The 12,219-nt window shown below is 70.7% G+C and carries 14 protein-coding genes; 8 read left to right on the forward strand and 6 right to left on the reverse strand.

The genetic code is table 11. The features are described from left to right. Positions 1-128: 128 nt before the first annotated feature. A complete protein-coding gene (locus GQQ95_RS13610) occupies positions 129-1,175 on the reverse strand; it encodes a 4-hydroxy-3-methylbut-2-enyl diphosphate reductase (protein WP_157428323.1) in 1,047 nt (348 codons plus the stop codon). A 91-nt stretch (positions 1,176-1,266) separates the two neighbouring features. On the opposite strand from GQQ95_RS13610, the gene xseA reads away from it, so the two are divergent. The 5 genes from xseA (at position 1,267) to GQQ95_RS13635 (ending at position 5,608) form a co-directional block, all read left to right on the forward strand. Continuing rightward, the gene (xseA, locus tag GQQ95_RS13615; protein WP_157428217.1) at positions 1,267-2,529 is read left to right on the forward strand and encodes an exodeoxyribonuclease VII large subunit; all 1,263 of its coding nucleotides are present in this window, start codon (positions 1,267-1,269) and stop codon (positions 2,527-2,529) included. 10 nt (positions 2,530-2,539) lie between these two features. Beyond that, the gene (locus GQQ95_RS13620) at positions 2,540-2,779 is read left to right on the forward strand and encodes an exodeoxyribonuclease VII small subunit (protein ID WP_425482580.1); all 240 of its coding nucleotides are present in this window, start codon (positions 2,540-2,542) and stop codon (positions 2,777-2,779) included. Further along, the gene (locus GQQ95_RS13625) at positions 2,779-3,420 is read left to right on the forward strand and encodes a DUF4245 domain-containing protein (protein WP_157428219.1); all 642 of its coding nucleotides are present in this window, start codon (positions 2,779-2,781) and stop codon (positions 3,418-3,420) included. Before GQQ95_RS13620 ends, GQQ95_RS13625 begins: the two co-directional genes overlap by 1 nt. Before the next feature lie 42 nt (positions 3,421-3,462). Continuing rightward, positions 3,463-4,116: a carbonic anhydrase gene (locus GQQ95_RS13630; RefSeq protein ID WP_157428220.1), complete on the forward strand. Its 654-nt coding sequence runs from the start codon at positions 3,463-3,465 to the stop codon at positions 4,114-4,116. 76 nt (positions 4,117-4,192) lie between these two features. Further along, positions 4,193-5,608 (forward strand): class II fumarate hydratase, encoded by a 1,416-nt coding sequence (locus GQQ95_RS13635; protein ID WP_425482582.1) that lies wholly within the window; start codon positions 4,193-4,195, stop codon positions 5,606-5,608. A gap of 181 nt (positions 5,609-5,789) precedes the next feature. Here the strand turns inward: GQQ95_RS13635 and GQQ95_RS19355 are convergent, their stop codons facing one another. From GQQ95_RS19355 to GQQ95_RS13655, 4 genes are all read right to left on the reverse strand, one after another. Continuing rightward, positions 5,790-6,002 carry a KTSC domain-containing protein gene (locus GQQ95_RS19355; protein WP_170297066.1) on the reverse strand — a complete coding sequence of 71 codons (213 nt, stop codon included), beginning with the start codon at positions 6,000-6,002 and terminating at the stop codon, positions 5,790-5,792. Positions 6,003-6,172: 170 nt separating this feature from the next. Beyond that, positions 6,173-7,552 (reverse strand): RNA 5'-3' helicase PhoH2, encoded by a 1,380-nt coding sequence (phoH2, locus tag GQQ95_RS13645; RefSeq protein WP_170297067.1) that lies wholly within the window; start codon positions 7,550-7,552, stop codon positions 6,173-6,175. Between the two features lie 212 nt (positions 7,553-7,764). Further along, the gene (locus GQQ95_RS13650; protein ID WP_157428223.1) at positions 7,765-8,883 is read right to left on the reverse strand and encodes an aminotransferase class V-fold PLP-dependent enzyme; all 1,119 of its coding nucleotides are present in this window, start codon (positions 8,881-8,883) and stop codon (positions 7,765-7,767) included. A 61-nt stretch (positions 8,884-8,944) separates the two neighbouring features. Beyond that, positions 8,945-9,730, reverse strand: coding sequence for an isoprenyl transferase (locus GQQ95_RS13655; RefSeq protein WP_157428224.1), 786 nt, complete (start codon positions 9,728-9,730; stop codon positions 8,945-8,947). Positions 9,731-9,803: 73 nt separating this feature from the next. Between GQQ95_RS13655 and trhA the strand changes: the two genes are divergently transcribed. Continuing rightward, positions 9,804-10,610 (forward strand): PAQR family membrane homeostasis protein TrhA, encoded by an 807-nt coding sequence (gene trhA / locus GQQ95_RS13660; RefSeq protein WP_157428225.1) that lies wholly within the window; start codon positions 9,804-9,806, stop codon positions 10,608-10,610. Positions 10,611-10,669: 59 nt separating this feature from the next. On the opposite strand, the gene GQQ95_RS13665 is transcribed toward trhA, so the two are convergent. Further along, the gene (locus GQQ95_RS13665) at positions 10,670-11,032 is read right to left on the reverse strand and encodes a hypothetical protein (protein ID WP_343032768.1); all 363 of its coding nucleotides are present in this window, start codon (positions 11,030-11,032) and stop codon (positions 10,670-10,672) included. A 130-nt stretch (positions 11,033-11,162) separates the two neighbouring features. On the opposite strand from GQQ95_RS13665, the gene GQQ95_RS13670 reads away from it, so the two are divergent. Beyond that, a complete protein-coding gene (locus GQQ95_RS13670; RefSeq protein WP_170297068.1) occupies positions 11,163-11,573 on the forward strand; it encodes a DUF4307 domain-containing protein in 411 nt (136 codons plus the stop codon). Positions 11,574-11,658: 85 nt separating this feature from the next. Then, complete coding sequence (gene greA / locus GQQ95_RS13675; protein ID WP_157428227.1) at positions 11,659-12,150, forward strand: transcription elongation factor GreA; 492 nt, start codon at positions 11,659-11,661, stop codon at positions 12,148-12,150. Positions 12,151-12,219 lie beyond the last annotated feature (69 nt).

Consider the following 12,219-nt stretch of genomic DNA (forward strand, 5'->3'; position numbering starts at 1 on the left):
CGGCCGGAGTCAGCCGGGCATTAGCGTGAGACAAGAGAGACCTCCGTGCGTTCGAGCTGAAGAACTAGACAGCTCCAACTCGACCCCGGAGGTCTCTCCTACGTCAACAACGATCCGGGTCAGTACATCTAGGCGCGCGCGTCGGTGCGGGTGCGTCCGCCGAGCGCTCGCTCGTCGCGGTTGCCCGCGAGGTCGCGCCGCAGCTCCTTCGGGAGCGAGAACATGAGGTCCTCCTCGGCGGTCTTCACCTCGCTGACCTCGCCGTAACCTGCGTCGGAGAGCGCCTCGAGCAGCTCGTGCACGAGCTCCTCCGGCACGGATGCCCCGCTGGTGACGCCGACGGTCTCGACGCCGTCGAGCCACTCCTGCTTCACCTCGCTGGCGTAGTCGACCCGGTAGGCGGCCTTGGCGCCGTACTCGAGCGCGACCTCGACGAGGCGGACGCTGTTCGAGGAGTTCGCCGAGCCCACGACGATCACGAGGTCGGCGTCCTGCGCGACCTTCTTGATCGCGACCTGGCGGTTCTGGGTGGCGTAGCAGATGTCGTCGCTGGGCGGGTCGGCGAGGTTCGGGAACCGCTCGCGCAGGCGCCGCACGGTCTCCATGGTCTCGTCGACCGAGAGCGTGGTCTGCGAGAGCCACACGACCTTGTCGGGGTCGCGCACCTCGATGTTCGGCACGTCCTCGGGGCTGTTCACGATGGTGACGTGGTCGGGCGCCTCGCCCGCCGTGCCCTCGACCTCCTCGTGGCCCTCGTGGCCGATGAGCAGGATCTCGAAGTCGTCGCGCGCGAAGCGCACGGCCTCGCGGTGCACCTTGGTCACGAGCGGGCAGGTCGCGTCGATGGCGTGCAGCCCGCGGTCGGATGCCGCGTTGACGACGGCCGGCGAGACGCCGTGCGCGCTGAAGACGATGTGGGCACCCGAGGGCACCTCGTCGACCTCTTCGACGAAGATGGCGCCCTTCGCCTCGAGCTCGGTCACCACGTGGATGTTGTGCACGATCTGCTTGCGCACGTAGACCGGGGCGCCGTAGTGCTCGAGCGCCTTCTCGACGGCGATCACGGCCCGGTCGACGCCGGCGCAGTAGCCGCGGGGGGCCGCGAGCAGGACGCGCTTGTGTCCGGGGACGGGGATATCCTTGAGCCGGCCGCGAAGGCCGGGCACGCGCGGCATGCCGAGGCCGATTCTGGGGGTGGTGGTCGTCACCGTCCCATTCTACGTTGGGCCGGCTGTGCGCCCGCCGACCGAACCCCGAGGAGGACCCATGACGGATGCCGCGCCGACGCGAGACGCGCCGTGGCCCGTCGCCACTCTGTCGGGAAAGCTCAAGGACTGGATCGACCGGCTCGGCATGGTCTGGGTCGAGGGCGAGATCACGCAGTGGGGCGTCTCGGGCGGCAACGTCTACGGCAAGTTGAAGGACCTCGAGGCCGACGCCACGATCTCGTTCACGATGTGGTCCTCGGTGCGGGCGAAGCTCTCGGAGCAGTTCAAGCAGGGCGATCATGCGGTCCTGCTCGTCAAGCCCAGCTGGTGGGTCAAGGGCGGTTCGCTCTCGATGCAGGTCTACGACATGAAGCACGTCGGCCTCGGCGACCTGCTCGAGCGGCTCGAGAAGCTGCGCAGGCAGCTCGCGGCCGAGGGCCTCTTCGAGCCGTCGCGCAAGCGCGCCCTCCCCTTCCTGCCGGGTGTGGTCGGCCTCATCACGGGCCGCGACAGCGATGCCGAGAAGGACGTGCTCCGCAATGCGCGGCTGCGCTGGCCGGCCGTCGAGTTCCGCATCGAGTACGCCACGGTGCAGGGCGACCGCACGCCGGTCGAGGTCGCGAGGGCGATCCGCCACCTCGACACCGACCCGTCGGTCGAGGTCATCATCGTCGCCCGCGGCGGCGGGGACTTCCAGAACCTGCTCGGCTTCAGCGACGAGCGCGTCGTCCGCGCGGCGGCCGAGGCGACCACGCCGATCGTGTCCGCCATCGGCCACGAGGCCGACCGTCCCCTGCTCGACGACGTCGCCGACCTGCGGGCCTCGACCCCGACGGATGCCGCGAAGCGCGTCATCCCCGACGTCACCGAGGAGCTCGCCCGGGTCGACTCGGTTCGCGCGAGGCTCGGCATGCGGCTGGCCTCGATCCTCACCCGGGAACGCGATCGCATCGGGCACCTGCGCATGCGGCCCGTGCTGGCCGACGGCGCGTGGATCGTCGACCGCCGCGCCGAAGAGCTCACGAGGTGGGTCGCTAGGGGTTCCGAGCTCGTCGAACGCCAGGTCGAACGCCAGACGTCGCGCATCGGCGAGCTGCGCGGTCACCTCCGGGCACTCTCGCCGCAGGCGACGCTCGACCGCGGGTACGCGATCGTCCAGGGTTCCGACGGCCACGTCGTCAGGGGCCCCCTCGGCGCGCCCGAGGGCGCCGACCTCGTCGTCACCCTCGCCGAGGGCACCATCGGCGCCCGCTCGATGGGCGCCGTGGCCGCCGGCAGCACCCCCCACGCCCCCGACGAACCTGTCGGCGACGCCGAATAGAATGACTGCCATGCCCCCCACCACGGATGTCTCCGAGCTGAGCTACGAGCAGGCGCGCGACGAACTCGTCCAGGTCGTCGCAGAGCTCGAGCAGGGCTCGGCGACCCTCGAGCACTCGCTCGCCCTCTGGGAGCGCGGCGAGGCGCTCGCGGCCAGGTGCGAGGAGTGGCTGGTCGGCGCGAAGGCCCGCCTCGACGCCGCCCGGGCGAGCGCGAACGCCGCCGGCGCGGCATCCGACGAGGGTCGCTGATGGCGGCGAAGCCGGCGCCCGTGGTGGCCGAGCTCGGCCGCCCCGAGACGCCGGAGGAGACCGCGGCCCGCAAGGCGCGCAACTCGCACAACCATCGGGCACGCCAGACCACCCGCAACCTCGTCTACGCGCTGCTCGCGAGCCTCGTCGTGGTGCTCGTCATCGTGCTCGCCGTGCCCCGCAGCAACGAGGCCCTCGAGCGCGACGTCGACGTGGCGGCCGTCGCCGAGCAGGCGCAGGCCGGCAGCGACCAGCCCCTCGCGGTGCCCGAGCTCCCCGACGGCTGGAGCGCGAACGCCGCCGAGCTGCGCCGCAGTGAGACCGACGGGGTCACGGCCTGGTACACCGGCTACGTGACTCCCGAGAACGAGTACCTGGGCATGCACCAGGGCCTCGACGCCAACCCGACGTGGGTCGCCGGGCTCCTGGCCCGCACGCTCGCCACGGGAACGGTCGAACTCGACGGCGTCGACTGGACCGTCTACGACAACCGCGAGTCGCCCGAAGACCTGGGCAATGCGCGGTACGGGCTGACGACCGAGGCGGGCGGCACGACCTTCGTGCTCGTCGGCACGGCCACCGATGCCGAGTTCGCCACGATGGCCGCGGCGCTGACGCCGACCATCCAGGCGCAGCAGTGATGTCCCGCACCACCTGACGTTCGTCCACACCGAGGAGCCGCCGTGACCGATCCCTCCGCTCGCCCCACCACCCCGGCCGAGACGTGGCGGGAGCTCCGCCGCGGCAACGAGCGGTTCGTCTCCGGCGCCCCGGAGCACCCGCGCCAGGACGTCGAGCGCCGCGCGTCGCTCAGCGAGGGGCAGCGCCCGCTCGTCGCCATCTTCGGCTGCAGCGACTCCCGCCTGTCGGCCGAGATCATCTTCGACATCGGCCTCGGCGACGCGTTCGTCGTGCGCAACGCCGGCCAGGTCATCTCCTCCTCGGTGGTGGGCTCGCTGGAGTACGCCGTCGGCGTCCTGCACGTCCCGCTCATCCTGGTGCTGGGCCACGACCGGTGCGGTGCCGTCCAGGCCGCGATCACCTCGCAGACGGACGGCGCCGAGCCGCTCCCGGCGCACATCGCGGCGCTCGTGGCCAGCATCGTCCCGTCCGTACGACGCGTGGCCGGCGGCGATCCGAACGCGCCCGTCGACGGCGCGAAGGTCGACGCCGCCTACGTCGGCCGCGAGCATCTCCGGGCCACGGTCTCACGCCTGCTCGAGGAATCCGAGATGATCAGCGACGCGATCGCAGCGGGTACGCTGGCCATCGTGGGCGCGAACTACCGCCTCTCCCAGGGTCTGGTCGACACCGACGTCGTCATCGGCCAGATCTGACGGCTGCCGCGGCATCCGCCCACCTCACCAGCCCGCTGCACGAGTTCCACGGGCACGCGAACCGGAAGGAATCACCCTGGTGGACAACACCGCCGACTACCGCATCGAACACGACACCATGGGCGAGGTGCGGGTTCCCGCCTCCGCCCTCTACCGCGCGCAGACGCAGCGCGCCGTCGAGAACTTCCCGATCTCGGGCAAGGGCCTCGAGCCCGCCCAGATCGCCTCGCTCGCACGCATCAAGAAGTCCGCCGCGCAGGCCAACGCGCAGCTCGGCGTGCTCGACGCCGACATCGCGGACGCGATCGTCTCCGCAGCCGACGAGGTCATCGGCGGCGTGCACGGGTTCGTCGAGCACTTCCCGGTCGACACGTACCAGACCGGGTCGGGCACGTCCTCGAACATGAACATGAACGAGGTGCTCGCCACGGTCGCCACCGCGAAGCTCGGTCGCGACGTGCACCCCAACGACCACGTCAACGCATCGCAGTCCTCGAACGACGTGTTCCCGACCTCGGTGCACATCGCCGTCACGGCCGCGCTCATCGACGAACTCATCCCCGCACTCGACCACCTCGCGGTCGCACTCGAGGTCAAGGCCGAGGCATGGGCCGAGGTCGTCAAGTCCGGCCGCACGCACCTCATGGATGCCACGCCGGTCACCCTCGGACAGGAGTTCGGCGGCTACGCCCGACAGGTCCGCCTCGGCATCGAGCGCGTGCGCACGGCGCTCCCCCGCGTCGCCGAGGTGCCGCTCGGCGGCACGGCCGTCGGCACGGGCATCAACACGCCCGCCGGGTTCCCCCAGCTCGTCATCGAGCTCCTGCAGCGCGACACCGAGCTGCCGATCACCGAGGCGGCCGACCACTTCGAGGCCCAGGCCAACCGCGACGGCCTCGTCGACGCATCCGGTGCGCTGCGCACCATCGCGGTCAGCATCACGAAGATCTGCAACGACCTCCGCTGGATGGGCTCCGGCCCCAACACCGGCCTCGGCGAGATCTTCATCCCCGACCTGCAGCCGGGCTCCTCGATCATGCCCGGCAAGGTCAACCCGGTCATCCCCGAGGCCGTGCTCATGGTCGCCGCCCGCGTCATCGGCAACGACGCGACCGTGGCGTGGGCCGGTGCATCCGGATCCTTCGAGCTCAACGTGCAGATCCCCGTCATGGGCACGGCGCTGCTCGAGTCCATCCGCCTGCTCGCCAACGCCTCGCGCGTGCTCGCCGACAAGACGGTCGACGGCCTCGAGGCCAACCTCGACCGGCTCACCGCGCTCGCGGGCATGTCGCCCTCGATCGTGACGCCGCTCAACAAGCTCATCGGGTACGAGGCGGCCGCCAAGATCGCGAAGCACTCCGTCAAGGAGGGCGTCACCGTCCGGGAGGCCGTCATCGGCCTCGGCTACGTGGAGCGCGGCGACCTCACCGAGGAGCAGCTCGACACCGCACTCGACCTGCTGTCGATGACCCGCCCGCCGCAGGCGAAGTAGGTCCGCTGCAGCCCGGTTCGCCTCGCACGCCGAACACCCGTCACGCTCGCTCGTGACGGGCGTTCGGCGTCTCGCCCTCGAACGCCGCGCAGGCGATCGAACGCTGCTCAGGCCGGAACGCCGCCGATCGGCCTGACGCCCGTGCGTTCGCCTGAGCAGCGTTCGCCCCCCGGAGAACGGGTCAGCGGACCCTGCGGTACTCGTGCCCCTTCACGCGCTCGCCGACGACGCGCCACGGATGCGGCTGCGCCGCCTCGAGCTCGTCGTACAGCTCGGGTTCGACGTCGAGGTACTCGTACACCGACCCCGATTCGAACTCGACGGTCAGCACGCGCCGGGCGACGTCGTACACGGCGCCGTTCAGCGCATCGGAGTGGATCCGCGGAACCCTCATGGACTCAGGCAACCACGGCCGACGGCTCGGGCGAACCCCCTTGCGCGACGCCGCCGACGGTGGCAGCGCGGCGAGCGACGCGCAGTGAGCTCGCGATCCACACGAACGGATGTCGCCGCCCAGGGCACGCACCCGGCCGCGTGCGGGCATGCCCGCACGCGGCCGGGCGCCTACGCCAGTTCGGCGCCGTCGAGCATCTCCGACACGAGCGCCGCGATCGCCGAGCGCTCCGACCGGGTGAGCGTGATGTGGGCGAAGAGCGGATGCCCCTTCAGCGTCTCGATGACCGAGGCCACGCCGTCATGCCGCCCGACGCGCAGGTTGTCGCGCTGCGCGACGTCGTGCGTGAGCACCACGCGCGAGTTCTGGCCGATCCGCGAGAGCACCGTGAGCAGCACGTTCCGCTCGAGCGACTGCGCCTCGTCGACGATCACGAAGGCGTCGTGCAACGACCGCCCCCGGATGTGCGTGAGCGGCAGCACCTCGAGGATCCCGCGTTCCACGACCTCGTCGAGCACGTTGTCGGAGACGACGGAGCCGAGGGTGTCGAACACGGCCTGGCCCCACGGATTCATCTTCTCGCCCTGGTCGCCGGGCAGGTAGCCGAGCTCCTGTCCGCCGACCGCGTACAGCGGCCGGAAGACCATGATCTTCTTGTGCTGCTGACGTTCGAGCACCGCCTCGAGGCCCGCGCAGAGCGCGAGCGCCGACTTGCCGGTGCCGGCGCGTCCGCCGAGCGAGAGGATGCCGATCTCCGGGTCGAGCAGCAGGTCGATCGCGAGGCGCTGCTCGGCGGAACGACCGTGCAGCCCGAACACGTCGCGGTCGCCGCGCACGAGTCGGACCTCGCGCTCCCCCACCACGCGTGCGAGGGCCGAGCCGCGGTCGGAGTGGATCACGAGCCCGGTGTTGACCGGCACGCCGGCGACCTCGGGCACGGAGAGGTGCTCCTGCTCGTACAGCTTCGCCATGTCGTTCGAGCCCAGCGTCACCTCGCTCATGCCGGTCCAGCCGGAGTCGAGCGCGAGCTCGGCCCGGTACTCCTGCGCGTCGAGGCCGATCGAGGCGGCCTTCACGCGGAGCGGCAGGTCCTTGGAGACGACCGTGACGGCCACGCCGTCGTTCGCGAGGTTCGCCGCGCAGGCGAGGATGCGCGAGTCGTTGTCGCCGAGCTGGAGTCCGCTCGGCAGCACCGAGGGGTTCGAGTGGTTCAACTCCACGCGCAGGGACCCTCCGTCCCCCACCGGGATCGGGAAGTCGAGGCGCTCGTGCTCGATCCGGAGTTCGTCGAGGATGCGCAGCGACTGGCGCGCGAAGTAGCCGATCTCGGGGTCGTTGCGCTTGGCCTCGAGCTCCGCGATGACCACCACGGGAAGCACGACCGAGTGCTCGGCGAACCTGAACAGCGCCTTCGGATCCGACAGCAGCACCGAGGTGTCGAGCACGTAGGTGCGTTCATCCTGCGCGGCACCGGTCGGCGATGCGGCATCCGGTCGCTGCTTGCGTCCGGTGGATGCTGCGACGGACTGGGAGGTTTCGAGTGAGGCCACGACCGCTCCTGCCCCGAGCGTGTCCGCTCGGCTCTCGCGCCGGCCGGCGAATCCTCCTACACGAGCGCTTCACGAGCCGACTCGTTCGGGCACCTTGCCCGATGCCAGTGACGCTACGACCGCATCGCGGAATCCGGAGGACCGACACGCGGACGCCGTGCACGACGACACGCAGTGTTCACATTCGAGCGAGCGGATGCCGCGGGCCGGCGTCAGTACGTCGCGACGGTGCCGAACGAGATGAACGCCGAGCGGAGCATGTCGAGGGTCTCGGTGCCGGTGCCGGCGTGCACGCTGAGCCGCACCTGCCCGAGGCGCGTGGTGGCGGTCACGCCGTGGTTGTGCAGGGACGCGGTGAGCAGGGTCACCTGGCCCTCGGGCGGCTCGATGACGACGAGACCCGCCCGCTCGTGCTCGGTGCGCGAGGAGACCACGGCGAACGCGAACTCGTCGGCGAGGTCGATGACGCGGCTGACGTTCTCGGCGACGGCGGTGTTGACGGCCGGCACGCCGACGTCGGCGATCTCCTCCATCGCCGCCGCGAACCGGGCCTGGGCGATGGGGTCGGGGTTGGTGACGCGGAACGCCTTCGCCCCGGGTGCCGGCGGCGGGACGAAGCCCCACGGCTCGACCTCCTCGGTTCCCGAGTAGCCGGAGAAGACCGGCGTCAGGCGCTCGACCGCGCGTTCGGAGAGCGCCATGAAGCCGGTGCCCCAGCCGGAGCGGCACCACTTCTGCCCACCGGTGACGACGACGTCGGCGGCCTGCCACGGCGCGTCGACGACACCGAAGCCCTGGATCGCGTCGACGATGAGCAGGCGATCGCCGATGACCTGGCGGATGCCCTCGATGTCGCACAGGTAGCCCGTGCGCGAGTCGACGAGGCTCACGGCCACGGCGACGACGCTCGACTCGATCTGGTCGCGGATCTGGCCGGGCGTGACCTTGCCGTGGTCGGTCTCGAGCCAGACGGGCTGCACGGTGTGCAGCGCCTCCTGCGCGCGAACCGCGGTGATCGGCACGCTCGGGAACTCGTCGGGCGAGAGCAGCACGCTGCCGGTGAGCCCGAACATGGCGTGCATGAGCCCGGTGGTGGTGTTCGGGGTGAAGACGATCTGCTCGGCCGGGAACCCGGTCAGCGCGGATGCCGCGTCGCGGACCCGGGCGTCCTGCTCACCGAACACGCCGGAGCTGCCATGGCGGGCACGCTCGAGCACGTGCGTGAGGGCATTGCCCTCCTCGGCCGCGGCCTTGGACAACGGTCCGAACCGGCCGTAGTCGAGGTATCCGGGTTCTTCGCCGAACCCGTCGACGAATGCGTCGATGCCCATTCGTTCCTCCTTCTCCGAGCGCTATCTTGGCAGACCGGTGCGAGCCGCGGTGCGGCGGACCTCAGCTGCCGAACCGGCGGTGCCGACGGGCGTAGTCGCGGATGGCGCGCAGGAAGTCCACCTGCCGGAGGTCGGGACCGAGCGCCTCGACGAAGTAGAACTCGCTGTGGGCGGCCTGCCAGAGCATGAAGTCGCTGAGCCGCTGCTCCCCCGACGTGCGGATGACGAGGTCGGGGTCGGGCTGCCCGCCCGTGTACAGGTGCTCGCCGATGAGGTCGGGCGTGAGGCGCTCGGCGAGGTCCTCGAGGCTGCGCCCCTCGGCGTGGTGCGCCGCGACGATCGAGCGCATCGCGTCGGTGATCTCCTTGCGACCGCCGTAGCCGACGGCCAGGTTCACGTGCATTCCCCGCTTGTCGGCCGTGCGGTGCTCGGCTGCATCGAGCGCGGCGACGAGCGGTTCCGGCAGGCCGGCATCCGACCCCACGTGCTGCACCCGCCAGTCGCGGTAGTGCGAGAGCTCCTCCGCGAGCTCGGCGATGATCTCGATGAGCGCGGAGAGCTCCTCCGAGGCGCGATTGCCGAGGTTGTCGCTGGAGAGCAGATAGAGGGTCACGACCTCGACGCCGAGGTCGTCGCACCACTCGAGGAACTCGCGGACCTTCGCTGCACCGGCGCGATGGCCGTGGGCCGCGGTGTCGTAGCCGAGCTGCCGTGCCCAGCGGCGGTTGCCGTCGATGATCATCGCGACATGCCGGGGAAGCGTGGCCCGTTCGAGTCCGCGTCGCAGCCGCCGCTCGTAAAGGCGGTAGAGGATGCCGCGACCGAGGGGCTGATCGCTGGATTGCACGCCGCTACACTACCGCGCCGCAGCCCCGCGTACTCACAGCCGGTCGTGACCGCGCTGGCCCTACGCTGTCAGCATGACCCCTGAGCGCCGCCGCGATTCCGACGATCTCGTGCACGGGCTGACCGGGCCAGTGGCACCTGAGGACCCCGCGGATGCCTCGGTCGAGCGCTCGGAGCACGGCCCCGACCTGCCCAACATCCCGTTCCTCGACGATGAGATCAGCCACCCCGCAGAAGACGTCAAGCCCACGTGGCGCGGCTGGATCCACGCCGGCACGTTCCCGGTCACGATCATCGCCGGCATCGTGCTCATCGTGCTCGCCGAGGGCGCTCCCGCGAAATGGTCGTCGGCGGTCTTCACCCTGACCTCGATGCTGCTGTTCGGCAACTCGGCGCTCTACCACCGCATCGACTGGAAGCCGAGCACGAAGCTGCTGCTGAAGCGCATCGACCACGCGAACATCTTCCTGCTCATCGCGGGCACCTACACGCCGCTCGCGGTGCTCGCGCTCCCGCCCGACAAGGGCTGGCTGCTGCTCGGCATCGTCTGGGGCGGCGCCCTGCTCGGCATCGGGTTCCGGGTGTTCTGGATCCAGGCGCCGCGCTGGCTGTACGTCGCGCTCTACCTGCTGCTCGGCTGGGCCGCGGTCATGTACCTCGGCGACCTGCTCGCGGTCAGCGTCGCGATGATGGTGCTCATCGTCGTCGGCGGCCTGCTGTACTCGGTCGGCGCCGTCGCGTACGCCCTCAAGAAGCCGAACCCCTGGCCGGGCCGGTTCGGGTTCCACGAGATCTTCCACACGTGCACGGTGCTCGCGTTCATGTGCCACTGGACCGCGACCCTCATCATCGCGATGGACCCGGCCTACCACCTGGGCTGAGCGGATGTCGCGTGAGCGGGCGCGCGTCAGCGAGCGCGCATCAGCGAGCGCGCGTCGCCTCAGCGAGTGGGCGTCGCGCCGTCGTCGGATGCCCCGGGCTGGGCCCGGCCCCCGTCGGCCGCTGTGCCCGCGGCATCCGACGTCGGAGCCGGACCGTCGGGGCCAGAGCGCCCGGCCTCGGCCTGCGCGGCCTCGGCCATCTCGCGGGCGAGCTCCTCCCGCACCTCGGCGCGGTAGTTGGTGCGTCGGATGCGACGCGTCATGTCGATGACCAGCAGCGTCACGGCGACCATGACGCCGAACGTGATGATGAAGCCCCACACGCCGGGCGTGACCGTGTTCGGGTCGAATTCCTCTTCAGCCGCGCGTGCGATCGGGGCGATCGCGAGCGGTGCGGCGAGCAGCGCCGACACGACGCTCACAGGCTCGACCGGCTGATGGAACTGACGGGCACGGAGCGCATCGGACTCTCTCTCACCGCGAGGTTCGGAGCCGCGGTGCGGGTTAGGCTTGAGCTGCAATCCTAATCGATCCGACCCGCGAGGAATCCGAGTGCCAGCCCCCGAAGCCGACCGGCTCGCCGCCCGGTACGGCCGCACCCGCAAGCGCCGCACCCGCGACCTCGTGCTGCTCGTGATCGCCGGCGTCGCGTTCGCCGCGGTGCTCGTCGGCTGGGTCGTCTGGGCCGGGCTCGACGGCCAGCAGGCGAACGTGCAGGCCACCGATACGGAGCACGTGGTGAACAACGACGAGCGCAACGTCGAGGTCACCTGGACCCTCTCGGTGCCCGCCGGCGAGACCACGGCGTGCACGATCAAGGCCCTCGACGACGAGTTCACGGTGGTCGGCTGGAGGGTCGTCGAGATCCCGGCCTCCGACCTGCACCTGCGCAGCCTCACTGAGACCGTGCGCACCGCGCGCGATGCCGCAACGGGTTTGATTTCGAGCTGCTGGCTCACCTAACATGGGGCATTCGCCTCGACACTCGTCGGGGCGTCACGTCTATATGGACGCGTTCATCGCAACGCGTCACCCGCAGGAGGGCACCATGGCGCAGGACGCCACCGTCACCTGGCTCACGCAGGACGCGTACGACCGACTCGCCGGCGAGCTCGAGCACCTCTCGACCACCGGGCGCGAGGAGATCGCGAAGCGCATCGAATCCGCGCGCGAAGAGGGCGACCTGAAGGAGAACGGCGGCTACCACGCCGCGAAGGACGAGCAGGGCAAGATCGAGGCCCGCATCCGACAGCTGAAGGAGCTGCTGCGCAACTCCGAGGTCGGCGACGCGCCCCAGTCCACCGGCGTCGTCGAGGCCGGCACCGTCATCACCGCGGTCATCGCGGGCGACGAGGAGACCTTCCTCATCGGCAGCCGTGAGATCGCCGGCGACTCCGAGCTCGACGTCTGGAGCACCCAGAGCCCGCTCGGCGCCGCGATCCTCGGCCTCAAGGTCGGCGACAAGACCAGCTACACCGCCCCCAACGGCCGCGAGATCGCGGTCGAGGTCACCGGCGTGGAGACCTGGGCCGGACAGTGAGCCATCGGCGCGCCACCGCTCGACCGAGTGGTGGCGCGCCGTCGTCTCTCCGCCTCCGTCGTCTCAGGC

It is taken from the genome of Agromyces salentinus (assembly GCF_009749395.1).
GTDB classification, from domain to species: Bacteria; Actinomycetota; Actinomycetes; order Actinomycetales; family Microbacteriaceae; genus Agromyces; species Agromyces salentinus.